18 protein-coding genes are annotated in these 26,503 nt (G+C 69.9%); 2 read left to right on the top strand and 16 right to left on the bottom strand.

Annotated elements, in window-relative coordinates; genetic code table 11:
- The first annotated feature begins 385 nt into the window (after positions 1–385).
- Entirely contained in the window at positions 386–1,417 is a 1,032-nt protein-coding gene (locus ACIBVQ_RS21350; RefSeq protein ID WP_362914711.1) for a PP2C family protein-serine/threonine phosphatase, read from the top strand.
- Here the strand turns inward: ACIBVQ_RS21350 and ACIBVQ_RS21345 are convergent.
- The 7 genes from ACIBVQ_RS21345 to ACIBVQ_RS21315 form a co-directional block, all read right to left on the bottom strand.
- Entirely contained in the window at positions 1,407–2,615 is a 1,209-nt protein-coding gene (locus ACIBVQ_RS21345; protein WP_386194580.1) for a cytochrome P450, read from the bottom strand. The two genes, ACIBVQ_RS21350 and ACIBVQ_RS21345, sit on opposite strands and share 11 nt — an antisense overlap.
- A gap of 568 nt (positions 2,616–3,183) precedes the next feature.
- Complete coding sequence (locus ACIBVQ_RS21340; protein WP_362776293.1) at positions 3,184–4,554, bottom strand: transaminase; 1,371 nt, start codon at positions 4,552–4,554, stop codon at positions 3,184–3,186.
- Between the two features lie 169 nt (positions 4,555–4,723).
- Positions 4,724–6,541 (bottom strand): dipeptide ABC transporter ATP-binding protein, encoded by a 1,818-nt coding sequence (locus ACIBVQ_RS21335; protein ID WP_399179380.1) that lies wholly within the window; start codon positions 6,539–6,541, stop codon positions 4,724–4,726.
- Complete coding sequence (locus ACIBVQ_RS21330) at positions 6,538–7,425, bottom strand: ABC transporter permease (protein WP_399179378.1); 888 nt, start codon at positions 7,423–7,425, stop codon at positions 6,538–6,540. Before ACIBVQ_RS21330 ends, ACIBVQ_RS21335 begins: the two co-directional genes overlap by 4 nt.
- Positions 7,422–8,414 carry an ABC transporter permease gene (locus ACIBVQ_RS21325; protein WP_399179376.1) on the bottom strand — a complete coding sequence of 331 codons (993 nt, stop codon included), beginning with the start codon at positions 8,412–8,414 and terminating at the stop codon, positions 7,422–7,424. Before ACIBVQ_RS21325 ends, ACIBVQ_RS21330 begins: the two co-directional genes overlap by 4 nt.
- Position 8,415: 1 nt before the next feature.
- Positions 8,416–9,987, bottom strand: coding sequence for an ABC transporter substrate-binding protein (locus ACIBVQ_RS21320; RefSeq protein ID WP_399179374.1), 1,572 nt, complete (start codon positions 9,985–9,987; stop codon positions 8,416–8,418).
- A gap of 19 nt (positions 9,988–10,006) precedes the next feature.
- Entirely contained in the window at positions 10,007–11,161 is a 1,155-nt protein-coding gene (locus tag ACIBVQ_RS21315; protein WP_386194564.1) for an LLM class flavin-dependent oxidoreductase, read from the bottom strand.
- 319 nt (positions 11,162–11,480) lie between these two features.
- Here ACIBVQ_RS21315 and ACIBVQ_RS21310 point away from each other — a divergent pair, with 319 nt between their 5' ends.
- A complete protein-coding gene (locus tag ACIBVQ_RS21310; protein ID WP_399179371.1) occupies positions 11,481–13,469 on the top strand; it encodes a hypothetical protein in 1,989 nt (662 codons plus the stop codon).
- Between the two features lie 467 nt (positions 13,470–13,936).
- Here the strand turns inward: ACIBVQ_RS21310 and ACIBVQ_RS21305 are convergent, their stop codons facing one another.
- The 9 genes from ACIBVQ_RS21305 to ACIBVQ_RS21265 form a co-directional block, all read right to left on the bottom strand.
- Positions 13,937–15,082: a diaminopimelate decarboxylase family protein gene (locus tag ACIBVQ_RS21305; RefSeq protein ID WP_399179369.1), complete on the bottom strand. Its 1,146-nt coding sequence runs from the start codon at positions 15,080–15,082 to the stop codon at positions 13,937–13,939.
- Between the two features lie 8 nt (positions 15,083–15,090).
- Positions 15,091–17,142 carry a B12-binding domain-containing radical SAM protein gene (locus ACIBVQ_RS21300; RefSeq protein WP_399179367.1) on the bottom strand — a complete coding sequence of 684 codons (2,052 nt, stop codon included), beginning with the start codon at positions 17,140–17,142 and terminating at the stop codon, positions 15,091–15,093.
- Positions 17,139–18,413 carry a radical SAM protein gene (locus ACIBVQ_RS21295; RefSeq protein WP_399179365.1) on the bottom strand — a complete coding sequence of 425 codons (1,275 nt, stop codon included), beginning with the start codon at positions 18,411–18,413 and terminating at the stop codon, positions 17,139–17,141. Before ACIBVQ_RS21295 ends, ACIBVQ_RS21300 begins: the two co-directional genes overlap by 4 nt.
- Positions 18,410–18,742, bottom strand: a complete 333-nt coding sequence (locus ACIBVQ_RS21290) for a PqqD family protein (protein ID WP_399179363.1) — start codon at positions 18,740–18,742, stop codon at positions 18,410–18,412. Before ACIBVQ_RS21290 ends, ACIBVQ_RS21295 begins: the two co-directional genes overlap by 4 nt.
- On the bottom strand, positions 18,739–19,803 hold the full coding sequence (locus ACIBVQ_RS21285) for an S-adenosylmethionine:tRNA ribosyltransferase-isomerase (RefSeq protein ID WP_399179361.1): 1,065 nt from the start codon (positions 19,801–19,803) through the stop codon (positions 18,739–18,741). The genes ACIBVQ_RS21290 and ACIBVQ_RS21285 overlap by 4 nt, the downstream gene beginning before the upstream one ends.
- An 11-nt stretch (positions 19,804–19,814) precedes the next feature.
- A complete protein-coding gene (locus ACIBVQ_RS21280) occupies positions 19,815–20,279 on the bottom strand; it encodes a nuclear transport factor 2 family protein (RefSeq protein ID WP_399179359.1) in 465 nt (154 codons plus the stop codon).
- Positions 20,280–20,697: 418 nt separating this feature from the next.
- A complete protein-coding gene (locus tag ACIBVQ_RS21275) occupies positions 20,698–24,846 on the bottom strand; it encodes a helix-turn-helix domain-containing protein (RefSeq protein ID WP_399179358.1) in 4,149 nt (1,382 codons plus the stop codon).
- A gap of 56 nt (positions 24,847–24,902) precedes the next feature.
- Positions 24,903–25,373 (bottom strand): transposase family protein, encoded by a 471-nt coding sequence (locus tag ACIBVQ_RS21270; protein WP_399179676.1) that lies wholly within the window; start codon positions 25,371–25,373, stop codon positions 24,903–24,905.
- Between the two features lie 288 nt (positions 25,374–25,661).
- Positions 25,662–26,249, bottom strand: coding sequence for a hypothetical protein (locus ACIBVQ_RS21265; protein ID WP_399179356.1), 588 nt, complete (start codon positions 26,247–26,249; stop codon positions 25,662–25,664).
- Between the last annotated feature and the right edge of the window lie 254 nt (positions 26,250–26,503).

Here is a 26,503-nt window from a genome sequence, read left to right as displayed (position 1 = left end):
GAGAGTCCTCCTCGCCGCGGCGACCCGCGGCACTGGTTCCGGTGACGTGGGTCCTCCGCCGGGCGGGCGGTGGTTCCCCGGGCGGGTCAGAAGCCCGGCGGGCGGGGACGGAGACATCGGCGAGCACCTTCCAGGCCATACGGCATGACAGCGCCGACCAGGCTTCCCGGCTCACCGGGGACGACTTTATCAGTGCCCTGTTCTCACCCACGGGACAGGAACGAACCCTGATTGAGCAATCTTGCCAGCTGATCGTGATGCTCTCTCGGCACCATGAGCAGCAGGCGTTCTGTTCCACGATTCCTGGAGGCCAGCCCTGCACTCCCCGGCGCCGGAGATCCATCGCAGATCACAGGCGGTACTCAAGATCCTTCCGTTCGCGGTGATGGGCGCCGTCGGCCTGACCGACATGCTCGCCGGTCCGAGGCTCGGCTTCCTGCCGCTGCTGACCCTCGGGCCGACCTTCGCCTCGGTGTCCGGCGGCGTACGGCGGACCGTACTCGTCGGCGCGCTGGCGCTGGCCATCTGCCTGCCGCTCTCGGCCTACAGCGGCGTGCTGTTCAACCGGCAGAACAACCTCACGATCGCGACGATCACCGCGGTGACCGGTGCCAGCATGCTGGCCGCCCACCTGCGCATCCGCCGCGAGCGCGAACTGGCCAACGTGCGGATGGTCGCCGAGACGGCCCAGCACGTGCTGTTGCGCCCGGTGCCGCGCCGGGCGGGCGACCTGCGCATCGCCCTGTCCTACACCTCGGCCGCGGCCGAGGCCCGCATCGGCGGGGACCTCTACGAGGTCGTCACCACACCGCAGGGGGTGCGCCTGCTCATCGGCGACGTGCAGGGCAAGGGGCTGCAGGCGGTCGAGACCGCCGCCTGGACGCTCGGCGCGTTCCGCGAGGCGGCCTACGACGAACCCGACCTGCCGGGCATCGGCGACCGGCTCGAAAACAGCCTCGCCCGTCACCTGGGAGGCGAGAGGTTCGTCACCGCCATCCTCGCCCAGGTGCACGAGGAGGAGATCTCCCTGCTGAACTTCGGCCACCCGCCGCCCCTGATCATGCGCAGCGACGGCCGGATCCTGCTGGCCGAGCCGGAGGAGGAGATCCCCCCGCTCGGCCTCGTCTCCCTCGGGCCCGCCGTCCCCGCCCCCTACCGGGTGCCGTTCGGGACCGGCGACCAGATCCTGCTGTACACCGACGGCGTCATCGAGGCCCGTGACGCCTCCGGCGCCTTCTACCCCCTCCTCGACCGCGCGGGGGTGCTCGGCGGCTCCGACCCCCAGGCCGCGCTTGAGGAACTGCGCGCCGACCTGCTCGACCACGTCGGCGGGCCGTTGCAGGACGACGCGGCGATGCTGCTGCTGCGCCGCCATTCCCGCCCTCCGGCGAGGGACGGCGCCGGGATCACCAGGTGACCGGGATGCGGTCGACCCCTCCGGTGAGCGAGTCGCTCTGCTCGGTCAGCTCCTCGGGCGGCACGGTCAGGGCGAGCGTGGGGAAGCGGCGGAACAGGCCGCCGATCATCTCGCGCATCTCGATCCTGGCCAAGCTCGCCCCGATGCAGTAGTGGATCGCGTAGCCGAACCCGAGGTGCTGACTGCCGGGGGCGCGCCCGATGTCGAAGCGGTTGGGTTCGGTGAAGGCCCGCTCGTCCCGGTTGGCCGCCGTCATGGCGATGATCACCGCGTCGCCGCGCTCGATCGTCACACCGCCGATCGTCACGTCCTCGTGCGCGTAGCGGGGCAGGCCGTGGTTGCTCGGGGCCGCGATCCGCAGGATCTCCTCGACCGCCCTGTCGATCATCTCCGGGGTGGCGACCAGGGCGTCGCGCTGCTCCGGGTTGGACAGCAGCAGGAGCACGCCGTAGTCGATCTGGTTGATGGTCGTCTCGTGGCCCGCGAACAGCAGCCCGGCGGAGAGCATGGCGACCTCCTCGTCCGACACATCCGCCCTGGCCAGGTCGGAGAAGACGTCCTCGCCGGGATTCTCCCGCTTGTCGATGACGATCTTCCTGGTGTACTCGCTCAGCGCGTCCATCGCGTCCTGGGCCCGGCGCGGGTCGCTCAGGTTGCCCACCGTCTCGGCCAGCTTCCTGAAGTAGCCGCGGTCGGCGTACGGCACGCCGAGCAGCTCGCAGATCACCAGCACGGGAAGCGGGAGGGAGATGCGCTCCCGCAGGTCGGCCGGGGGGCCGTGCTCGGCCATGTCGTCGAGGAGCGTGTCGACGAACTCCCTGATGCGCGGCGTGAGGGCGCTCATCCTGCGGGCGGAGAAGGCTGGGGCGAACAGGCGGCGCATCCGCTCGTGCTTGACCTTCTCGACCTCGATGGTGTCGCTGCGCGGGCCGCCCAGCAGCACCGAGTTGGAGATCCTGGACACCCGCTCCGGGGTGGGGGTCGAGCGGCCCAGGCGTCGCTCGGCGAAGGCCTCCCTGGCCTCCTCGTAGCCGGTCACCAGCCAGGCGACGTCGCCCGCCTGGGTACGCACCCTGGCCACCGGTTCGTCGTTGAGCAACGCGTGGTAGGTCTGCGGCAGGTCAAGAGGGTTACTCCGCGCGAAGGGGAGCGCGGGCAGGTCCGCGGAGTCCGCGAGGTCGTTGACGTCATCAACCATGGCCGGGAAACACCTCTCGAAGTGGACGACGAGCCGTTTTCCCAAGCTCTCACTGAATGGTTTTCCCGACAAGGATGTTTTTGTGGAAAACATTAACCTCCCGAGGCGACACAGCGGTGTCGCTAAAGTTCCATACGGCAATTTTTGGGCCGGACAAAAGTACAGAAAAGCTCGCTCAAGCCATCAATTCGGGCCGTTTCCGGCCTCTGCTTTCTCTGTCCCGCACCGCGCCGAAGGGTACACAGAAGATCCTCCCACCGGCCAGGACGGGGCGGGAAGGAAGCGGGGGAGCACGGTTCCAAAAAGCGCTTCCGGCACCCGGTCATGTGACACGACGACCGCGAACCAGGCAAAAACCTTTCCCGGCACGACTTCCCCGAAGAACCCGTATTAAGGAAATGTTTCGGCTTGGGGCCCGCGCCGTCCGGGTCCCCGTCGTGCGGTGTTCGTCACCGGACGGCGGCCGTGCGCCGGCGGGCCCACCCCGGCCTTGACGACCACAGCGGCCTCGATGGCCCGACGGTCTCGGTGGCCTCGGTGAACCCGCCGGGCTCCGTCATCGCCCTCGTTACCCCACGAGCTCGGCGATCACCTTGGCGAACAGCTCGTTGTGCCGGTCGACGTCGGACTCCTCCGACAGCGGCGAGAACAGCGCCGCGCCACTCATCCCGTCGAGCGCGATCCCCCGGTTGGCCAGGTACAGCCACAGCGCCTCACGCAGCGAGGCACTCCGGGGATAGGGCTGCCCGGCGTTGCGCGGCGGCTGCGGGGTGAAGGCGTACATGACGCGGCCCCCGAGGCGGCCGACGTGCCAGGGCAGGCGGTGCGCCGCGACGACCTCCTCGATCCCGCGGCCGTAACGGTCGGCGAGACGGTTCATGTGCGCGTACGTACGCTCCGTCATGACCTCTTCGAGCACCGCCCGCATGGCCCTGACCGCGAGCGGGCCGCTCGCCAGCGTGCTGCCGAGACCGCCGTCGCCGTCTTGGGTGTAGCGCGCCGCCGCCGCGGCGACCTCCTCGGACATGCCGTACACGCCCGCGGGGACGCCCCCGGCGATCCACTTGCCCATGGTGACGAGGTCCGGTTCCAGGCCGAACTCACGGACGCAGCCGCCCGGACCGGCCGGGATCGTCTGGGTCTCGTCGATGAGCAGCAGGGTCCCCGTACGGCGGGTGATCTCACGCAGGCCCGCGTGGAATCCGGGGTCGGGGTGGATCACCGCGCCGCCGTTGGTCATCACCGGTTCGGCGATCACCGCGGCGACGTCCCGTGGCGCGAGCTCCCGTTCCAGCGCGTCGAGGTCGTTGAACTCGACCACCTTCGTGGTCCGCCGCACGTCCACGCCGCCCGTGTCGACGCCGGGCAGCGGCGTGACGCCCTCCTCGGTCAGCACGGCGTAGGTCTGCTCGACCGCGCCGTGGTAGGCCCGGTTGAACATCAGGATCCGCTCCCGCCCCGTGGCCACCCTGGCCAGCAGCAGCGCGAACCGGTTCGCGTCGGTGGCCGAGACGGCGAACTGCCAGCACGGCAGGCCGAAACGGTTCCGCAGCTCCTCGGCCACCCACACGTGGTCCTCGTTCGGCCACAGGGTCACGCTGCCCCGGCCGAGCTGGTCACGCAGCGCCGCGACGATCGCGGGGTGGTCGTGCCCCCACAGCGCCGCCGTGCCCGCCAGGCCGAAGTCGGCGTAGTCGTGCCCGTCGACGTCGTGCAGGCGGGCGCCGGTGGCCCGCTCGACCGTCAGCGGCACCGGCGGCGGGAACTGCCTGATCCAGTGCTGCGGTGTGCCGTGCAACTGCGAGGCGCGGGCGCGCTCGTACAGCGCCGCCGACCTCGGCCTGCCCTCGATCCAGGCGGCGCGCTCCCGCGTCAGCAGCGCGGCGAGGCTTCGTTCGTCGATCCCCTGCGGCACGACGGCCGTCCGGTCATCCGTCATCGTTCCTCCTGTGCGGGCGGGGCCCCCGGCAGGGGCCGAGCCTGTGGGACGGCCGAACGGGCCATGTCGGCGCGGACCCCGGACCGACGCTACCTTCCACCATGAGTCCGGAAATAGGACCGGATTACCACGTTTGCCGGGACCGCAGACCTCCCCGGCCCGGTCGTCCTCAGGCTGTGACGGCTCCCCGCGCGGCGGTGACCAGGGACCGGGTGTAGGGGTCCGCCGGGTCGTCCAGGACGTCGCCGGTACGGCCGTGCTCGACGATCCGTCCCCGGTGCATGACCGAGACCTCGTCGGCGACCGCGCGGACCACCCCCAGGTCGTGGGTGACGAACAGCACGGTCAGACCGTCACGGCGCAGCGTCGTGAGCAGTTCCAGGACGGCGGCCTGGACCGAGACGTCGAGCGCGGAGGTGATCTCGTCGCAGATCAGCACGCTGGGGTCGCAGACGAGGGAACGCGCGACGGCCACGCGCTGACGCTCGCCCCCGGACAGCTCCCCGGGACGGCTCCGGGCGATCTCCGGGCGGAGCGCAACCCGGTCGAGGGCGTCCAGTGCCCGCCGCCGCGCCTCGTCCTGCGAGACGCCGAAGAGGTGCCTGATCGGGGTCCGCAGGATCTCGGCGACCGTGTGCCGGGGGTTGAGCGCGCGGTAGGGGTTCTGGAACACGTACTGGATCCGGCGCCGCAGCTCGGCGGGCCTGTCCGTCCCAGCGACCGCCAGCGGCGCCCCCGCGTAGGACAGGGTGCCCGTGACATGGCCGCCGAATCCGGACAGCACCCGGGCGAGGGTCGTCTTGCCCGACCCCGACTCCCCGACCAGCGCGTGGAAGGCCCCCTCCCGCAGGTCGAGGGAGACCTCGTGCAGCACCCGGTGGGCGCGACCGTAGGAGAAGGAGACGTCGCGGGCCCGCAGCAACGGCTCCGCGTCCGCGCCGGGCCGTACCTCGGGAAGGTCCGCGACGACGTCGGCGACGGCGGTCTCCGGGACGGCGACCGGGTGGTGGCAGGCCACCAGGTGCTCCGGCCCCTGTCCCGTCTGCGAAGGCGTCTCCTCCCGGCAGAGCGCGTCGGCCCGGGCGCAGCGCGGCGCGAACGCGCAGCCGGACGGCCTGGCCGTCAGCGACGGGGCGTGCCCGGGGATGGACCGCGGCGCCCGGCGGACGGCGACGTCCGGGGAGGCGGCCAGCAGGCCACGCGTGTACGGGTGCCGCGCTCCGGCGGACGCCCCCGGCCTCCCGGTCGTCCCGGTCGGGAAGAACGTGCCGAGGGGGGCGGTCTCCACGACGCGGCCCGCGTACATGACCGCGATCCGGTCGGCCAGGCCCCGCACGACCCCCAGGTCGTGGGAGACGTAGACCGCGGCGGCCCCCCGGTCCCGGCACATCTCACGCACCGAGGCCAGGACACGCGCCTGGGTGGTGACGTCGAGGGCGGTCGTCGGCTCGTCGAGCACGACGAGCCGGGGGCCGGGCAGGAAGGCGAGCGCGATGAGCACCCGCTGCTGCTGGCCTCCGGAGAGCTGGTGCGGGTAACGCCGCAGGAAGGCCTCCTCCGAGGGCAGCCCCGCCGCGTCGAGCGCGGCCCCGACCTCGGCGGCCGCCGCCCGGCCGCGCAGTCCGGGCCGGTGCACGGCCACCATCTCGGCCAGTTGCGTGCCGATCCGCAGCGCCGGGTTGAGGGCGGTCGCCGGGTCCTGGGCGACGTAGCCGACCAGCCCGCCGCGTGCCCGCCGCAGCTCACGCGGCGACAGCCCGAGGACGTCGACGCCGCCGACCGTGACCGAGCCCCCGGTGATCCGGGCCCCCCGCCTGGCGTGTCCGAGCAGGGCGGTGGCCAGCGTGGTCTTGCCTGAGCCCGACTCCCCGACCAGGCCGACGATCTCGCCGGGGCCGAGGGTCAGGCCGACGCCGGACAGGATCTCGGGGCCGGTGTCCAGGGCGACCCGCAGTCCCTCGACGCGCAGCAGCGGATGGGCGTTCACCGTTCCTCCTCGACCGGCGCGACGGTACGGCCGAGCCCCTCGGCCAGGGTGTTGACGCCCAGCGCGAACAGGGCGATCAGGACGACGGGGACGAGCACCGCCCAGGGCTGCAGGCGCAGGCCGCCGTGGTTCTCGTTGACCATCAGCCCCCAGTCGGCCGCCGGGGCCGCCACGCCGTACCCGAGGAAGCTCATCGCGGCGATCAGCCCGGCCGACCAGGTGAGCATCGCGCCCAGGTGGACCAGCAGCGCCGTGGTGACGTTGGGCAGGATCTCGCGGAACAGGATCCGGCGCCGGGGGTAGCCCAGGAGCCTGGCCGCCTCCACGTACTCCTGCCCCATCACGCCGAGCGTCAGGCTCCTGGCGAGCCGTACCGTGCCGGGCAGCAGCGTGACGGCGACGGTCGCCACGACCAGCGGGCGGGAGCGGCCGAGCATCGAGACGGCCAGCAGCACGAGCACCAGGTGCGGGAAGGCCAGCAGCACGTCGGCGCACCACAGCACGGCCCGGTCGGCCAGGCGCCCGGTCCAGGCGGCCGACATGCCGATCGCCGCGCCCGCGAGCAGCGCGAGGACGGCGGCGCAGACGGTCGTCAGCACGAGGGAGCGCCCGCCGAGCAGCACCCGTGACAGCACGTCGGCGCCCAGGTAGTCGTAGCCGAGCGGCGCCCCGGGGGCGGGCGCGCCGTAGGCCGGTCCGACCAGTTCGTCGGCCGCGTACGGCGCCGCCACCGGTCCGAGCACCGCGACCAGCACGACGAGGACGGTCAGCAGCGCCCCGAACCTGACCTGCCGGTCGCGCAGCGGGCGGACGGCCCCCGCCAGGACGTTCACGACCGCGCCCGTTCCCGCCCGCCGGTCGCGCGGGAGACGGATCGCGCTCACCGCTCCCCCGTCCTGAGCCTGGGGGTCAGCAGGACGGTGACCAGGTCGGCCAGGAGGTTGACGACGACCACCCCGCCCGCGACGAGCAGGGCCGCCGCCTGGATCACCGGGACGTCGCGGGCGCCGACCGCCGCGTTCAGCGCGCCGCCGAGGCCCGGATAGCTGAAGGCGACCTCGACGACCAGCGAGCCGCCGAGCAGCACCCCGGTGGTCAGCGCCGTCGCCTGTACGGCGGGCACCAGCCCGTTGGGCAGGGCGTGGCGCCAGATCACCCGGCGTTCCGGGACGCCCCGCAGCCGGGCGGCGGTCGCGTAGTCGGACTCCAGGGCCTCGGCCACCGAGGAGCGGACCTGGCGCAGCAGGTAGGGCGTCTCCGCGGCGACCAGGGTCAGGGCGGGCAGGACGAGATAGTGGGGCTGGGCGAACGGCGACACCCCGGGTTCGAGCAGCGAGGCGGCCGGCAGGACCGGCCAGACGGTCGTGGCCAGCAGGACGATCACGGCGACGGCGACGACGAAGCCCGGTACGGCCTGCAGGGAGACCGCCACCGAGGTGACGACGCGGTCGGCGAGGCCGCCCCTGCGCAGCGCGGCGAACAGGCCGAGGGCCAGCGCGAGGGCGACGGCGACGGTCAGCGCCGAGGCCAGCAGGGCCAGGGAGTTGACGAGCCTGCCGCCGAGCAGGGACGCCACGTCGGTGCCGGAGTCGAGGGATCGGCCCAGGTCACCGGTGAGGACGCCGCCGAGCCAGGTGAGGTACCGCTGCCACAGCGGCCGGTCGAGTCCGAGGTCGAGCCGCAGCCGGGCCAGGCTCTCCGGGGTCGCGTCCCCGCCGAGGATCGCCATGGCCGGGTCGGAGGGCAGCGCCTGGGTCGCGGCGAACACCACGACGCTGGTGGCCCAGACCGCCGCCGCGCCGTACGCGACCCGGCGCAGCAGCCACCTCCCCCGGCCGCCCGCCCGGGGTCGCCCCGGTTCCTGTCCGGCCATGTCAGGTCGTCTCCTTGACCCAGAGCTTCTCGAAACGCCAGGTCGCGAACTGGGTGTGCTCCGGGGTGACGCCGCCGACGCCGGTCGAGACCGCGTCCAGGGCGTTGTTGAAGCCCCAGATGACCATTCCGCCCTTCGCGTGCTGGATGCGCTGCATCTCGTGGACCAGTTCGGCGCGCCTGGCGGTGTCCGGCTGGGTGACGGCCTGTTCGAACAGCTCGGTGAAGCGCGGGTCGGAGAAGTGGGTCTTGTTCGCGGCCGAGACGGGCGCGTCCAGGTGCAGGGCGCTGGACAGGAACGACTCGGTCAGCAGGCCGCCAGTGCTCATCGTCCAGTCGAGGCGCCGCGGGCCGTTGAAGGTCGCGGCGTCGACCTTCTTCACCGTGACGGTGATCCCGGCCTTCTTCGCCTGGGCGGCGAAGACCAGCGCGGCGGCGTCCCCGCCCTCCCCGGAGACCAGCTCGATCTGCAGGTTCTCCCGGCCCACCTCCTTCAGCAGCGCCCTGGCCCGTTCGACGTCGTGGGGACGTTGCGGGATGCTCCGGTCGAAGGTGGGGTCCTGCGGCGAGTAGAGGTCGTTGGCGAGGCGCCCATGGCCGGACAGGGCGCGATCGACCAGTTCCTGCCGGTCGGTCAGCAGCCGGAACGCCTCACGCACCCGCTCGTCGCGGAAGGGCTCCTTGCTGAGGTTGAGGTCGAAGGACTGCCAGTTGCTGGTCTCGGAGACGACCACCCTGACCCTCGGGTCGCCCTGCAGCAGCCTGACCTGGTCGGCGCCGATGCCGTTGGCGAGGGAGATCTGGCCGGCCTGCAGCGCGGCGATCCGGGACGCCTCGTCCTGGAAGTCGATGATCTCCAGTTCGTCGGCGTACGGCCGGCCGTCCTTGAAGTAGTTCTCGAACCGGGTGAACAGCGACCGCCGCCCCGGGGTGAACTCCTTGAGCTTGTACGGCCCCGCCCCGACCGGCCTGGCCGGGTCGTAGTCGACGGGGACGACGGCGCCGAAGTTGGTGAAGGTGTCGGGGAAGGGCACGAAGCCCTTGCCGTCCTTGAAGTGGAAGCGCACGGTCCGTTCGTCGACCTTGTCGATCCGCTCCCGGTCGAGGGTGAACAGCAGCGCCGCCCAGGGGGAGCCGAGCGCGGGGTCGGTGAGCCGCCGGGCCGAGAAGATCACGTCGTCGGCGGTGATGGTCTTGCCGTTGTGGAATTCGAGCCCCTGCCTGAGCCGTACGGTCCAGGTCGTCGCGTCGGCGTTCGCCTCGGTCTCCTCGGCCAGGGCGGGGGACCAGTTCATCTCGGCGTCCCACTCCCACAGCTTGCTGTAGACCGCGAAGCCCCTGATGATCGAGCCGATGGTGAGCGGCTTGTGCGCGTCGAGCGTGCCCGCCCTGTCGCCGTCGACCACGCCGAGCCTGAGCCTGCCGCCCCGCCTGGGGGCGCCGTCGGCGACCGCGGCCGGCTGGATCGTTCCAGGGCGCGCGGCCTCCTGCCCCGGGGCGCAGCCGACGAGCGCCGCCCCGCCGAGAAGTACGGCTCCGCCGAGGAAGCCACGCCGGGTGATCTGGCTGTTCATCGAAGTGTCTCCTGAGGGGTTACGCGTCCGCGCGCAGCGAGGGGATCTCGAAGCCGTGGTCGAGGTCGAGCAGGGGGAAGAGCAGGTCGGCGACCCGGTGCGCCTCGGCGATCAGCGGGAAGCCGGACAGGATGAAGGACTGGACGCCGTGCTCCTGGTACTCGCGGATGCGGGCGGCGACGTTCTCCGCGCTGCCGACCAGGTAGGTGCCCGAGCTCGGTGAGACCACGTCGAAGCCGAACAGGCTGGGCCCGGTCCAGACGTTGGGGTGGATCTCCAGGTCGCGCACGTCGGGCAGGCGCCCGGAGCGAAGCGCCTCAAGACGCCGGTTGACCCGCTGGTCCTGGCTCCGGTAGGTCTCGATCGGTTCGGGCAGGTTCCACTTGGCGAGTTCGAGGGCGGTCTCGACCGAGGTCGCGCGCAGCAGCGAGGCGGCGTGCTCCCAGGCCTCCTCCTCGGTCTCGCGCACGATGATCTGCAGGCGGGTGCCGTACCTCAGGGTGCGGCCGTGCTTGGCGGCCTCGGCACCGACGTGGCGGAACTTCTCGCCGAGGCGCTGCGGGGTGTCGGCGAAGCTGAGGTAGACGTCGAGCAGGCCCGCCGAGTGGGCGACGCCAGCGGGTGAGGTGCCCGCGCCCCACAGCGGTGTCGGGCGTACGGCCGTGCCCCACGGAGACAGCGGTCCCCCGGGCCCCGCCCGGCCTGCCAGCCGGACGTGCCTGCCCTCGTACGGCTCCGGCTCGCCGAGGTAGACGCGCTGGAAGGCGTCCCAGTACTCGGCGCTGAAGTCGTAGCGCTCGTCGTGGCCGAGGTGCAGGCCGTACTGGGCGAGGGTGGCGTCGTTGCCGTTGACCACGTTGAACAGCAGCCGCCCGCCGGAGAAGCGGTCGATGGTGTGCGCGATCTGGGCGAGTTTGGCGGGTGAGGTCAGACCGGGGTAGACGGCGGTGAGGAAGCGCATCCTCCGGGTGGCCCCGGCCATGGCCGCCGCGACGGTCAGCCCGTCGTCCCGGCCGGTGCCCAGCAGCGCGCCGTAGTAGCCGAGCCGGTCGATCGTCTCCGCGACGTGGCGCAGGTGGTCGAAGTCGGTGGCCCATCGGCCGCGCTCCTCCCAGGGGTACGGCCCGTCAGGGGCGGTGAGGTACCACAGGAGCTGGGCGGGCGGGACGGTCATCGGTGTTCCTTTCCGGGGATTCGGCGCAAAACATACTATACAGATAGGAAATAAATGCAATTACGGACGGCCTCCAACCTGATCCGGGCAGGCCGGAAGCACCGGAGGTGACGGACGGCGGACACATCCCCGTACGGTGGGCAATCGCCTGATTGCCTGCCGTCGCCCTCACGTTCGTGATCTGATGACCTTCCCCGCTCCCTGCACACCGTCCGCGAGCACGCCTGCCCCGGCGCGCCCGCGGACGCCCGCCCGGCCGTTCAGGCGGCGCCCGCCCCCTCGGCGGGCGCCGCCCCTCGTGAGTATGGAAGTCGCTGCCATGTCGCCGAACGTAAGTCGCCTGTACCAAGCGGTCCTCCGGGACAGGACCGCACCGATATCCCCCCGGCTGCGACGCACCTTCGGGGAGTGGCTCGCCGCCAGGGGATTGCCGGCCCCGGAGACGGGCAGGGAGGCGCAGGAGTTCGAGCGGGACGGAGTCCGGGTCCGCGTCGAGCGCTCGGGCGAGTGCGGGCGCTACCTCGTCGAGGAGAACCGGGCGGAGGGCCTGCTGCGCACCCGGGTCGCCTACGCCGAACGGACGGGCGGACCGGCGGGCTGGGTGGTCGTCACGGTCGAGGGGGACGGTGAGAGCGGTGCGGGACACGCCCCGGGGTTCGTCCAGGCCTACCTGCGCACCGCCAGGATCACCGACGGCGGCACGCATCTGCCGGACGCCGCCGAGGAGGTCGACGAGGACGCCGTCCACCGGCTGGTCTCGGTGCTCTCCGAACGCAGGCGCCGCGTCCCGGTGGCCGTCGTCTCGGTCGATCCGCAGGACCCGCGGGCGGCGAGGACCCGGGCCGAATACCTGGCGGGCGCGGTCGCCGGGGCCGGGATGGTCGCGCGCTTCGCCGACCTGCACGCCCAGCAGCGCTTCAACGAGGCCATGGGCTCCGACCTCGGGGTGTTCGGCGGGGGGATCCGCACCTACGTGGCCCCGTTCGACCCGGGCGGGGAGAGCTACCCCTACCGGCACCGCCCGATGGGCGGGGCGATGGTCCGCAAGCAGGGCAGGCAGGCCCTCGACCTGGCCGCGGACGGCATCATCGGGGAGACGGCGCGGCGCGCGCTCCCCGACGACGTGCAACGGGCCTACCGGGTCGTCTCCAGAATCCTGGTCGGCAAGGCGACCGCCGGTGACCTGGCCGAGGCCATGACCCCGCGTCCCGCGCCCACCGGCTCCCCGGGAGACGGGCTGCGCCGCTGGATGATGGCGATGGGCCCCCGCAGCGCCCCCGCCGAACCCGTCCCCGCGCGCGGCGCGGAACCCCCCGCCGAACCCGAGCCCGCGGCGACGGCCGTCCCGGCCGCCGAGCCGGAGCCCGCGCAGGAGCGGCGTTCCCTGGACGTGGACGAGCTGGCCCGCCTGGTCGCCGCCGTGGTGGTCAGGGAGCTGCGGGGCGAGCTGGACGCCGCCCTCGGCCTGGCGGCCTCCTCATCCGGGGCCTCCGGCGGCGGTTCCGGCAGTGGTTCCGGCAACGGGGAGATCCTGCGTCAGATGCGCACCCTCGGCGCGCACGTCGAGGGCCTGCGCGATCTGGTCGTCGTACGGCAGAGCGGCGACCAGCTGCTGGCCGAGGCCGAGGACGAGAGCGACAGGCTGGCCGGTGAGATGGACCGCCTGCACACCGAGCACGAGATCCTCCAGCAGGAGTACGCCGAGGCCGTCGCGTCCGCCCGCAAGCTCCAGGAACGGGTCCGCTGGCTTGAGGGCAGGCTGGCCAGGGCGGGCAGTCCCGCCTTCGGGCTCTCCCCCGACGACGCCGTCTTCGAACCGACCAGCCTCATGGACGCCCTGAACATGGCGCGGGAGAAGCTGGTCCACGTGGAGATCGGCGACACCGACACCGAGGCCGCGAAACTCGACCTCACCTACCCCACACTCGCCAGGGTCTGGGCCTCCAAGACCTGGGACGCGCTGCGCGCGCTCGACGCCTTCGCCCAGGCCAGATCGTCGGGCGAGTTCTCCGGAGGGTTCTTCGACTGGTGCAGGAGCTCGGCCGTCCTGACCATCCCGGCCGGGATGGTCGCGATGAGCGAGTCGAAGACCGTCAACACCAACGGCAGATACAGCACAAGGCGGACCTTCTCCGTGCCCGCCGAGGTGCACCCGTCGGGGAAGGTGATGATGGAGGCGCACATCAAGATCCGCAAGGGCGGCTGCCCGGCGCCCAGGATCCACTTCCACGACGACTCCGGCGGCCTCACCGGCAAGGTCTGGGTCGGGCACGTGGGCGACCACCTGCCCAACCCGCACACCAACTGACCTCCCGCTCCCGGTTTCGGAGACGTTCGCGGCTCCTGACGAGACGATCTCTCACGCGACGGCGACGGAAGGGACGGCCGGCGCGGCCGGCGCCGTGGAAGGTCGTCACGCCGTAGCGGCCCCGCACCCGAGACCCTCGAAGCCCGGCCACCGGGTGAGGAGCGGTCCGGTGCGGGAGGCGACGCCGGCAAAGCCGTACCCCAGCGTCTCCTTCTCATAGCGTGCCTCGGGCAAGGGGGGAGCGCGGCGTCACGCAGCGCGGTGTTGGCGAAGATCAGCTGGATGATGGGCTCGAGTGGCGTCTCGGCGCAACGGTCGAAGACACTGACCTCGGCACCCGCCCGATGTAAGCCGTGCGTCAGGCAGAGCCCGCCGGTACCGGCGTCGGTGGTCGATACACGGACCCTTCCTGATCGCCGTGCTCACCGCCGAGGGACTCCTCCAACGCTCACTCACCTGTCTCGACGTCAGCCGAGAACGAACGAGGGTTCGCGCTGGCCCAGGAACCGCGACGCCATGGACTGGCAGTAGGCTCCCGCGTCGTCGAAGACGAGCAGGTCACCCACCCGGACATCATCCGGCAGCTCGGTCTGACCGAGCACGTCTCTTGAGTAGGTCGTCCTTCCGACGACCACCGCTTGCGACATGCGCTCATCCGGCCCGACCGGCGTGCTCCGCCGCAGAATCCTGATGCGGTGCGGCGACTCGGGATGCTGCAACGGGCGGGGAAACATCGCCACACTGCTGTCCACTGCGACGTAACGAACGCCGGCGAGGGTCTTGACATCCGTGACGGCGGTGACGAACCTGCCGCACGGACCGGTCATCGCACGGCCGGGCTCCATGACCACCATGATGTCTCGGGCGACGGCCGCTTCCAGCCGCCGATGGCAGTCCCGGATCCGTTCCCCTAGCGACTCCAGGTCGAACAGTACGCCGTTGTGGGCGTAGTCCACGCCGATGCCGCCGCCCACGTTCACATACTCCAGGTGAGGCACGGCCGCGGCGAGAGCGAACAACGCGTCGAGAGTCGGCAGCATGGCCGCTGCGCACGGATGATTGGTGCCGGTGTATACGTGCAGCCCGGTGACGTCGACGCCGTGGTCCATGGCCGCGGCGACGACCTCCATCACCTGGTCGGCCTCGACGCCGATCCGGTCCCTGGGCGCGCCCCCTCCCAGTGAGGCTGCGTTCACGCGGAGTCCGGCCCGCCGGCCGCCCACCTCGCCCCACTGCCATAGCTGCCCGAGCGAGTCGGCGTTCACCGGGATGCCAAGCGTGAGAAGCTCGCGCATGTCCTCCGCGGTCGTTCCCGTCGAAGTGAACTGTACGTCGGCCGGACGGAATCCCGAGTCCAGGGCGAGCAGCGCGTGCGGCATCGAGTTGACGCAGGCGCCGAGCCCCAGGCCGGCCAGCTCGGTCAGCACCGCGGGGTGGTCGTTGGCCATCGTCGCGAAGTACAGACGGCCCCGCGGCCACGTCAGACGATCGCTCATCTCGCGAACCCGTTCACGCAGCGAGGTCAAACCCAGGACGTAGAGGGGTGTGCCTCGCTCAAGGGCGAGCGCCGCCAGACTGTCGTCGGCCGTGATGCCGTCGCCGACGGCCGGCATGAGCATTGTCATATCTGAACCAATCCCTCAGCGGCCGCGCTGGCCAACGACCGCAGCCCCACGACGGCGTCGGAGTCCCCCAGGGACAACTCTTCGGTCGCCAGCAGCAGTTCCTCGGCCCGGTGATCGCGCAGCCGCAACCGCTCCAGAGCGTCGAACAAGAACCGATTGATCTGGAGCAGCCGGACTCCTGTGTCATCAACCCGCTGCCACACGAGGAACGTCGGCGACGGATCCGGCGGCATCGTGAGCTCGCCGAGCAACGCCGGCACGACGTCGTGGTCGAAGCGCGCCAGCTTCAGGACGCTTCCCAGCGAGACGATCGCGTCCAAGGAGATCGTGCCCGCCACCTCGTCGGGCCGCAGCTGAACCACGGACCTGTGCGACGCCATCGTGATGGCGGCTGCGGGGGTCGCTTCCTCCGACATCGCGAGATTGCTGCGGATCGCCTCCGCCGCGGCGCGCACGGCCGCTGCGGCGTCGGGCGCCTGCGCCAGCGTTTCGGTCAGGAACGTGGCGAACAGGTGCGGAGTGCCGTAGCCCAGGCGGTATGCCGATGCGAGGCGCGCTTCGTTACGGGCTTGAATCCAGGTCAGCCACTTGCGGAAGAGGGCGTACATGCCCCCGGACAACCGCGCCGCTTCCAGGGCAGGCGCCAACGCGGCTTCGACCAGCGGGGAGAACTCGTCCATCGCCCCCAAAGCGCCCGCCGCTCCAGGGACGAGGTCCGGCAGGACTGGCCGGAAGTAGGACCCGAACAGGTGCGGGTCCGACTGAATCAGCCGACGGTTTACCTCGTCCGTCGCGGCCCCCAGGGGCAGGTCGACGAAATGGCCGTCGCACTCGAGCGACTCAAGCTCGCCGTACATGGATGAGTCCGCGAAGGGACAGTACACGAACAGATGTGTGGGCCGGGCGCCGAGTCGCAGCGACGACTCATATGCCGCGAACGTCTCCTGGACACTCTCCGCGTCCTCCGAGGGGAAACCGACGATGAAACCGGCATTTGGCGTGATGCCGACCTCACGGCACTCACGCAGCCGCTTCAGTGACACCGAAAGCGGGATGGCCTTGCGAATCTCTTTCAATATCCGCGGCGATCCGCTCTCGATGCCGAAATAGATGGAGCTGCAACCCGCGTCCGCCATGGTTTCGAGCAGATCACGGTCCACCGTGTCGGTCCGCGCGCTGCACGTCCACCGTACGGGGCGCCCCGCGCGGACAAGTGCTGCGCAGACATCCCGCACCCAGGCACGATTCGTGGTGAAGAGATCATGGGTGAAATGCACCCGGGTGGTTCCGTACAGGTCACGGACCAGGGAGACCTCCTGCAGGATCCGGTCCGGCGACTTTACCCGGTGCTTGCGCTGCCAGTAGGGCGCCGTGGAGCAGAAGCGGCATTGGAACGGACATCCGCGGCCGACCTCGATGAACAACTCCTCGCCGGGATCCGGCCGGTAGACGTCGAAGGCCGGCAGCGCCAGGTCGTCCAGGCTGCCGATCAAGGCGCGCGGGCCTCCGTGGACACACTCGCCGCCCCCTGCGGTACGCCGGACGATCGCACCGGGAACGGCCTCGCGCACAGGCTCCCGCAAGGAGTCGGCGACCTCAAGAAACGTTCTCTCTCCCTCACCGATCACGATCGCGTCCACGCAAGGCCACGTCGCCATGGTCCCCGCCGCCACAGCGGAGGCGTGCGGCCCGCCGAGCACGATGCCGGTGTCCGGCGACGTGGCCTTGACCGCCTGGGCGACCTGCAGCACGTGGTGGTAGGAGTCGCACTCGGTCATGAAGCCGACGAGCGTGGGGCCGCGCCCACAGATGTCGTCGGCCACCTCGGCGTAGAAGGCCCCGTTCATCGCGAGCGCGCCGGTCCCGAGACGCCGGTTGAGGTCGTAGAGTTCGCATCCGACGCCCGGCCGTTCCGCGCGCAGGGTTCCCATCAGCGACAGCAGGCCCACGGGCGCGAAGCCGTACATCACCGAGGGATGTGGGCGGAAGTCCGACTGCAGAACGGCCGGATGGCGGACATGAGGGCTCGTGGAGAGCAGGATCTTCACGGCCGAGGACTCCCTTCACCAGGGTTGGGGCCGGTGCTCAGGGCGAGGAGGGGAAGCCGCTCGCGAAGGAGCGACGTGCGCCGTACGGTGCTGGCGATCTCAAAACCGGAGGCGCCGCAGTTGAACAACGTCCCATGACGGGCGTGCGACATCGCCGGGCACCGGGCCGAGCAATAGTACTCGTCAGAATTGATGGGACAGCCTTCGCACGTCTCCTCGAAGTTGTCCCAGCTGTACCGGCGAATCTCCCAGTCTCCGCGCCACAATTCCGCGAAGGGACGCTCACGGACCGACCCGGCTGGGAAAAGCTCTTCCGAGGCGCACATGGTGCACGGGTAGAGCGTTCCGTCTGCGGCGATGTAGCCGAGGAATCTCGCGCTGGAGCATCGTCGAGTCATATACGAGAGGGTCAGGCCGTAGTTGAAGATCGCACCGACGCACAGCCCGGCGGATCTGTGATATTCGTGTTCCCACGCGCATTCCCGAACCCAGAACTCCGCCGCCGCGTCCACATCCTCGACGGTGTTCTCCAGCTCCGGCCGGGACTTTCCTCGTCCGATGGGGCTGAAGGGAACGCTCCGGACGGAGACCCCGTTGGCCTCGGCCCAGTCCATCAGCTCACCAAGGCGACCGATGTTCCCCCTGTGCGTGTTGGTCATGACATTGGTGAGGAATCCCATCTCCTTGGCGAGCAGGATCGCGGCCCTGGGCGATGTCTCGACGTCACGGGCGCCCGGCCGCCTCACATGCAGGTCGTCGATGCTAACGCTGATGATCACGCCGTCTCGGGGCAGACCGGCCAGCAACTCTTCGGTGACGTTCATTCCATGCGTCGCCACTCCGACGAGAAGGTCGAGCCGTCTGGCGTGGCGGACAAGGTCGGCGAAGTCCGGATGCAGGGTCGGTTCACCGCCGGTGAACGCGACTCCCCACACACCCATCGAGGCCATCTCCTCCAGCAGTTCGTACCATCTGCTCGACGGCAGCTCGGCTGGTCTGCGCGGCCCGCCTCCGATGTAGCAATGAGGGCAGGCGAAATCACATCCCCTCGTCAGTTCGAGCCACATCAGGGCGGGCGTGCGCAGGTGGAATCCGGCGGGAACGCTCCACGACTTGAGCAGGTACGGTTCGAGCTCCTCACGGTTCACCTCCGGTCGCAGGACCAGTGCGGCCGACGGCTCGGCGAGCAGAATCTCGCCGTCCGGGAACCCCACGATGAACCCGAAGTCCTCAGCGTTGTAGCGGACCCGCCCCGACGGTGGAGGCCTCACGGTTCCCCTCCGCCGCAGGCCGAGTCCGGGCCTCGTTCGCCGACGAAGCCGTGGGCCCACAACGCGTGCACGAGGCCACGGATCGTCTCGGCGCTCTGCTGCGACACGGCGTGCACCCGCGCTATGACGTCGTCCACGGTTCTGGCACCGTCGAGGTAGGCCCACGTGGCGTAGCCGCCGGCGTCCAAGACCAGATATCTTCCGGTCGTCACGTTGTGCAGTACGGCCCCGTCGGGCGCGACGCTCCAGAGGACGTCGTCACTGCGCTCCAGCACACGTCCCGACAGCGTCTCGGAGCTGGACTCCGTCTGCACCTGGGTCGGACTCATCGGGTGCCGTCACCTCCGGACGCGGCGACGTACAAGACGGCGTCGCCGAACTCGAAGAACCGATATCCCGCATCCCGCGCGTGGTGGTACGCGGCCATCACGGTCTCGGCCCCGGCGAAGGCCGCGTCCAGCACGATGAGGCTGGTGTGGTACTGGTGGAAATTGGTGAAGTACGCGTCGACGACCTTGAAATCGTAAGAAGGCGTGATGTAGAGGTCTGTGCGATCCCTGGTCGTCCTCACCCGCCCGTCACCGACGGCCGCCGATTCGAGGGCACGCAGGCTTGTACTGCCACATGCGAACACTCGCGACCCTCGGCTTCGTGCCATGTCGATCGCCTGCGCCGTCTCCGCGGGGACGTGGAATTCCTCCGACCACATCACGTGGTCGTTCACGTCCTCCTCCATGAAGGGCAACCAGCTGCCGACCGAGTGGAGGGTGACGAAGCAGATCTCCACTCCGGCGTCGCTCAGGCCCTCCACGAGTTGCCGGGTGAAATGCAGCCCGGCCAGCGGGCTCTCGACCGTTCCCTGCTCTGTGGCGTAGTACGGGTTGAGGTGGTCACAGCTCCAGTGACCGTCGTAGAAGAATCCGGGAATCGGCCGCCCGTACCGGACCAGTAGTTCCTTCAGGCTGCCCGACACCGCCTCCACCCGACATAGCTTGTGATCGGTGACGTCGACTTCTCGGACGCTGATGTCCGTCCCGTCGTCAGTTCTGATAACGGCGTCCTTGTCGATGTCGTGCATCGGAAAGACGACGCACAACCCTGCCCGATCACCTTCGAAGTCGACAAAGCGCAGTTCGACTCTGCCGCCACGACGGGTGCGTCCGTACAGAATGCCGGGAATTCGTTTGCTGTTGTTCAGGACGAGGACGTCCCCTGGACGGAACCAGTCACCGATGTCCTGCACGAACGAATCCGTGAGTTGGGCGGTCGCCCTGTCCACGACCAGCAACCGCCCGGCGTCACGACGCCCCAACCGAACCTCCCGGGGCGTGCCTTCTATCGCCTCGAAGGGCAATTCGTACTTGAGCTCTTCAATCTTGAGCGAAGACATCTCGTTTGCCCTTATTGGGCCACGCCGACAGCGGTCGCGACGGTGGCGATCTTCTCTCTGAGCACGGTGATCTGGTCCGGGTTCTGTGGAAGTTCATCGGTGGTGGGCTGGCCCACCATCGCGTTGTGGACGTGGCCTATGCGCCACTCGCCTCCCTCCTGCCGCCAGACCACGGTCTGCCGGATGAAGGCGGAGACCCCTTCGCTTCGCACTTCGAGCGTCTGTGAAAGGATCGCGCTGTCCTTCATCGGCTGTAGGTCGGCGCTGATCACCCGCACCTCGCGAGGGAGTCGGAACCCCTCGGCGAATGATTCCTCGAACTGCCGCCGCCCGATCATCGGCTGCGGGTCGTTGAGGTTGAACACTCGAACGTCGTCCGTGAGATAGTCGAAGAAACGGTTTTCGCCGTTTGCGTAAGCTTCCAGGGAGTCAGCTATCGCTCGCTCCAAATCCGGGCTCGCCGTCTGGCTCGTCATGATCCGCCCTCTCGCATTTGATGCGTGGCGCACGCCGCGCGTGCGCTCTCTCCAAGGGGTCTGATCGCTATGTGCCACGCGCGGTCCGCGGTCACACCGGACGTCGCAGAATTTGGGCATCGTTTCAACGGACGATGACGAACGGCCGGAATCACAAAACGGCGATCATTCATAACTGTCCTCATCCTGACGAAGGCGGCTCGGTGATCTCCTCCACGCGAGCCAGGAAACGTCAGCGTCGTGCCCCGAAAGGCGTCACGACCTACAGGCCTGCGGGCGTATCCCGCCGGTCCAGCCGCCCCACCGCCTCTCGCAGACCCCGCACACTGTGTGACAGCGGGTCCCGTGGCCTGCGGCGCGACATCGCATCGGACCACTGAGATCGGCCGCGTCACCGACCTGCCGGGACGGCACGCATCTAGGGGCACGGCCCCCGTGGCGGGATGCCCGGCAGGTGTTGTTCCCACTCGGCCCGGGTGATCGGCGGGGGTGACAGCGCGCACAGCCGCCGGGCGGCCGGCGCGGGGTCGACGGTCCACAGCCGGGCCGTGGCGTCCTGCCCGCCCGTGGCCAGCAGGCCGGTGCGCCGGTCGAAGGCCAGGGTGTAGACCGCGCCGAGATGGCCGGTCAGGGTGGCGACCGGCGCCGGGCCGCCGGGGGTGGTCAGGTCCCACAGCAGGACGGCGCGGTCGGCCCCCGCGGTGGCCAGGGTGTGCCCGTCCGGGCTGAAGTCCACCGCGTTCACCGCGTCGCCATGGCCGCTGATGACCGTCGCCGGGCCCCCGGCCTGCGTGCCCGTGCTCCACAGGCGTACGGCGCGGTCGGCTCCGGCGGTGGCCAGGGTACGCCCGTCGGGACTGAAGGCCACCGCGTTGACGGTGTTGGTGTGGCCGGTCAGCGTGACCGGGGGGCGTGTGCCGGTGAGGTCCCACAGCCGCACGGTGTGGTCGGCGCCCCCGGTCGCCAGGAGGCGGCCCGCCGGATCGAAGGCCAGCGCGTAGACGCCGGAGGTGTGACCGGTCAGCGTGACCGGCGCGCGGCCGAGGTCGGCGGTGTCCCAGAGAACGACCACTCCGTTCTCCCCCGCCGCGCCCAGCCGCCCGCCGCCGGGATCGAAGGCGACGGCGAAGACGTTACCCAGCCCTGGGGTCAGGACGGCCCGGGGGGCTACCGGGGTCACGCGGGGAACGGCCGAGGCGGCACGGAAGGTGGCCGGAACGACGACGTCCCACAGCCGGACCGTGCCGTCCAGGCCGCCGGTGGCCAGGGTGCGCCCGTCCGGGCTGAAGGAGAGCGCCCCGACGTTGTCGGTGTGGCCGGTCAGGGTGACCAGCGGCCGGACCCCGTACGGATCCGAGACGTCCCACAGCCGGACCGACCGGTAGGTCCCGGTGGCCAGAGTCCGGCCGTCCGGGCTGAAGGCCACCGCGCTGACCTCGCCCTCGTGGCCGCCGAGGACCGGCCTGCGCAGGTCCCACACCCGGACCGTCTCGTCAAAGCCGCCGCTGACCAGGACCGCCCCGTCCGCGGCGAGGTCGACCGAGTAGACGGTGCCCGAGTGGCCCTCCAGCACGACGGGGGCACCGGCCCGGCGCGGATCGCCCACCTCCCACATCCGGATCGTGCGGTCGTAGCCGCTGGTGACCAGGGTGCGGCCGTCCGCGCTGAACACAGCGCCGACGATCCCGCCGGTGTGCCCCTCAAGGGCGGCAAGTCGCCTGGGGTGCTCAAGGTCGGTGGCGTCCCACAGGTAGGCGGTGTTGTCGAACCCCCCGGTCATCAGCAGGCGCCCGTCCGGAGAGAAGGCGACGCACAGCACGCGGGCTCCGTTGCCGCGCAGGTCGGGCAATCGTACGGGGTGGTGCGGATCCGTGACCCGCCACAGGCGCACGACCGGCTCGGCTCCCGCGACCACGAGGAAACGGCCGTCCGGGCTGAAGGCCGTCGAGGACAGCCCATCGCGGGGACCGCGCAGCACGGCCAGCGAGGCGGGGTGCGCCGGGTCGGCGACGTCCCACAGCCGTGCCGTACGGTCATAGCTCGCGGTGGCCAGGGTGCGACCGTCGGGGCTGAGGGCCAGGGCCCTGACGACGCCGGTGTGGCCGGTCAGAGTGGCGAGGGCACGGGGACGGCGCGGATCGGCCACGTCCCACAGGCGGGCGGTGCCGTCGTCGCTCCCGGTGGCCAACAGGTGACCGTCGGCGCTGAAGACGGCGCTGGTGACGCCCTTGGTGTGCCCGGTGAGCACGGCAAGCGGGGTGGGCCGGTGCGGATCGGTCAGATCCCACAGGCGGACGGTGCCGTCCATGCTCGCGCTGGCCAGGGTGTGCCCGCCTGGGCTCAGCCGTACGGCGTAGACGGCGTTGGTGTGGCCGGACACGAGGGCCGCGTAAGGGTTGGCGAAGGAACTGAGCAGGCTGCCGCGCGCCTCCCTGGTCGGCGCGAGACGGTAGGCGGCCAGGGCGAGCTGGGCGGCCAGGGCCGGATTCGCGGCGCGCAGCGCGTCGGCCTCGTTGGCGACCTTGCCCGACAGCGCCTCGTCACGCTGGCGTCCGACGGTGTCGGAGGCGCGCACCGCCGCGACAGAGGTGCCCGCGGTGACCAGGACGAGCACGCTCAGCAACGCGATGAGCTGGTAGAGCCTGCGGACGCGTCCGCGTTCGCGCCGCCCGCTCGCGGTGACGAAGTCGCGCACGCGCGGGCTGACCGGGTGGTGGGAGGCGCTCTCCAGCCAGGCCCTGGCCGCGGAAAGCCGCGTCCCCCGGTAGAGGGCGGCCGGGTCCCGGTTCTCCCGTTCCCACAGGTCGGCGGCCTCCTCCAGCTGTTGCGCGGTCAGCAGCCAGGCCCGGTCGGCGTCGATCCAGCCGCGTAGCCTGGGCCAGCACCACAGCAGCGCCTCATGGGTGATCTCGACGGTCTCCGCGCCCGCGGTGAGCAGCCTGAGGGCGACGAACGCACCCACGATCCGCTCCAGCTGCTCGGCGTGCTCGTGTTCCCGCAGGTCACGCCAGGGCAGCGGGCGCCGGGTGCCCGGGATGCTCCCCGCTGTCTCCCCTGACGTCTCCCCCGGGACGCGTACCAGCCGCAGGAACAGCCGTCCGGCCAGCGCGCGGCCGGTCTCGTCGAGTGCCTCGTAGGCCTCCTCCGCCGACTGCGCGACGGCCCCGTGAATGCCTCCACTCGCCTGGTATCCGGCGACGGTCAGCCTCCGGCGTCCGCCGTCCCGCCAGACGGTGAGCAGCGCGTGCGACAGCAGCGGAAGGGCGCCCACATCGTGCGCCTCGACACCCGTGGCGCCCGGGTCCGCGGCGGGCGACAGGTCGCGCAGGACCAGTTCGACCAGGCCGTCCTCGACGTCGCCCCTGGCCTGTCGCGCGGGCTTGACGATCGCCTCGCGCACCTCGTCACGGTTCATCGGCCCGACCAGGACCTGGGAGTCTTGCAGGATCCGGGCCAGCGCCGGGTGCCGTAGCGCCTGGGGGTAGAAGTCCGCGCGCAGCGCGAACACCACCACGCCTCCCCCGGGCGGCCGGGCGTCCGGCCCGGCGCCGCCGGTGAGCACGGCGACGAACCTCTGCCGCTCCCCCTCGTCCCGGCACTCGGTGAAGACCTCCTCGAACTGGTCGACCACAAGGACGTGGCCGCCGGTCTCCCCCCATTCCTCGGGTAATCGCTCCATCGGCCGTTCCCCGGGAGTCAGCAACGTGACGTGCCCGTACCCGTCACGGGTCACCGGAGTGGCCCGCCCGCTCCCGTCGCGGGCCGGCGGCGCGACCGGCCCGTCCGCGTCACCGGGCCGCAGCGCGTCCACTCCATGCCCGTCGTTGGGCAGCGCTATGACCTGTCCGTCCACGTCGCGGGCCGGCGCCGTGGCCTGCCCGCCTCCATCGTTGGGCGGCACCGTGACCTGCCCGTACCCGTCGCGGGTCAGTGCCGGGATCAGTCCCGCTCTCAGGAGTGACGACTTGCCCGACCCCGAGGCCCCGACCACCGCGAGCACGCCACCGCTGTCCCCGGCGAGTACGGCCACGCGTTCCCGCAGCAGCCGGACGAGCCCGTCCCTGCCGTGGAACCAGTCGGCCTCCTCGGGCTGGAAGCTCGCCAGCCCCCGGTAGGGCACCGGAGCACTTGAAGATCGTCGCCCCGGGCTCCGGCGTATCCGCAGCAGCGCCTGAACCCATTCATCGAGCGTGTCCGGGTCACGGACGCCGCAGGCGCCGAGAACGTCGACGAGTGTTTTCCTTGAGGGCAGGTGCGCCCCGGAGAAATACCCGCCGACGGTACTGTCCGGAATCCCGGTCGCGCGGGCCACCTCCCTGACCGTGTGCCCCGCTCTCTCCCGCAGGAGAGACAGTTCCCGGGCGAAATCCCGCCGCTCCGCGATCCCCTTTACCCCGGATTCATCCTCTTTCGGGGACTTCTCTCGCAAAGCGCCCTCCTCGCCCCGAGGCCAGCCGTACCCGGAGTGTATAGAGCCATCACCCCACTGTCCCGACTTGTACGGACGTCCCCAGAGATCTTTTAGGCACCCCCTTAACTCATGTACGGCGGGGCGGCGACCGACCACCTTCCCTTAGGGAAACGACGTGCCGACGCTCGAACTCTCATAAGGCTGAGCCTTTTTCATCCCACTTCACGGAGTTGAAGCGTGAGGATCGCTTTGACGAGTTGACCTGCGCGAAGAGGGCAGCAGCGTAGCCTGCGCAGGATGCGCCAGGCCTTCAACTGCGCATTCGCTCTCTCACCGGGACCGCGAAGTCGGGCGTGGGCGGAATTGGCACCCTTCTGAGAGGCGGACTTGTTCCTGCCCTTGTACGGCACGCGGACGTGCTCACCGGCACCTGTATAGCCCTCGTCGGCAAGGGTGATCGCCTCGCGAATGTAGCGCCAGGCGGTGCTCACTCCCACGCCGAAACCGGCCGCGACCTCGGCGAGTGTCTCTCCTTTGCGTAGGTGAACAAGGACGAGCGGGGCTTGGCGTCCAGGGCCGAGACGGCGCCACAGCGAGCCGATCGTGTGGCGGTGGTGAATGAGGCCGGACAGGTAGGACAGCGTCTGATGTGACAACGACAGCACAGCACGATAGAACAACAACCCAGAGTCTCTGGTGCATAGGTTGATCTTGGTCGTCAACCCTTCTACCATGGGCTTCTTCCTTTGCCGATCAGACGTCACACGCCGCACCGCACCCATGACCCGCTACTTCAGGTCGAAAAAGACTCGCTATGTCACCGAACTCTGAAGAGCAGGAAAATCCTCCGCAAGCTACGCCGCAGTCCCAGAAAGATCGGCCGCCCCTGCAAAATCGTCACCTTCATCCAAACCCATGGAGTCACGCAGGTCGCCTGAGGACGAAAGCACCCAACGAGCAAAAAAGCCATTTCAGGCGTATTCACTCCTATATAGACCGTTCGCCATCAATTCAGGATGCGCGGAGTGGATCACCGAATCCAAATCCGATCTAGAGATCCAGGGCGGACGGGTTACGGCGAGAAGTTGAGCAACCCTGAATCGAACCAACGAGTCGCCCTCCGACAGAAAATTTTCCGCGAACCTCCTCGCTTCCTCTGCGCCGCCCTCTCCTTCGGCCCTCATTAAAGAAGAAACCAACGCCGCAGAGATGTCGGCACGCAGCACCGGATCGCCCTCTTCGCTTAGGCTCTTCAGAAGAACGGGCACGATGACATCGGAAGGCGCGGCATCACCCAGAATCTCCATACTTGACCCCCTGAGATCGACACTTGGGTCGTTGATGAGAGACCAGGGGATATGAAGCCCGTCCTCAACGGCCTTCCGGCAGGAGTCGATGTACTCGCTCCCCTCAAATCTCCGATGGAATAGGCCATCGACAGAGGCAACGGCGTCTATGAACTGTATCGCGAAATACCGCCATTCAAAATTTTCGTCGGCGGCGATTCGCCACATGACTTTCACGGCGGGAGCGGTGGCTTCAAAAATCTCCCGCCCCACATAACAGAGTCTATCCGCCAGAGAAAAGACCGCACCAGCCGCCTCCTTGGTGTTGGAGGCCGAAAAAACTCTCCGAATACCATCGGGAGATCGTCCACACTTCCTTGCTCATGCCGGAGAGTCTTCCAATTGAATCCATCCAACTCAAGTACATCTTGCATTACGCACCCCATTTAGACGAAATGAAGATATCCTTCATTTTCAGCAGGCATCCAGAGTAATCAATGGTCGAAATTTTATTCGTCCATCATGAG

The sequence above is a fragment of the Streptosporangium sp. NPDC049376 genome, assembly GCF_044466505.1.
In the GTDB taxonomy this organism is placed as follows: Bacteria; Actinomycetota; Actinomycetes; order Streptosporangiales; family Streptosporangiaceae; genus Streptosporangium.
This window is presented reverse-complemented; position numbering and strand designations above follow the sequence as displayed.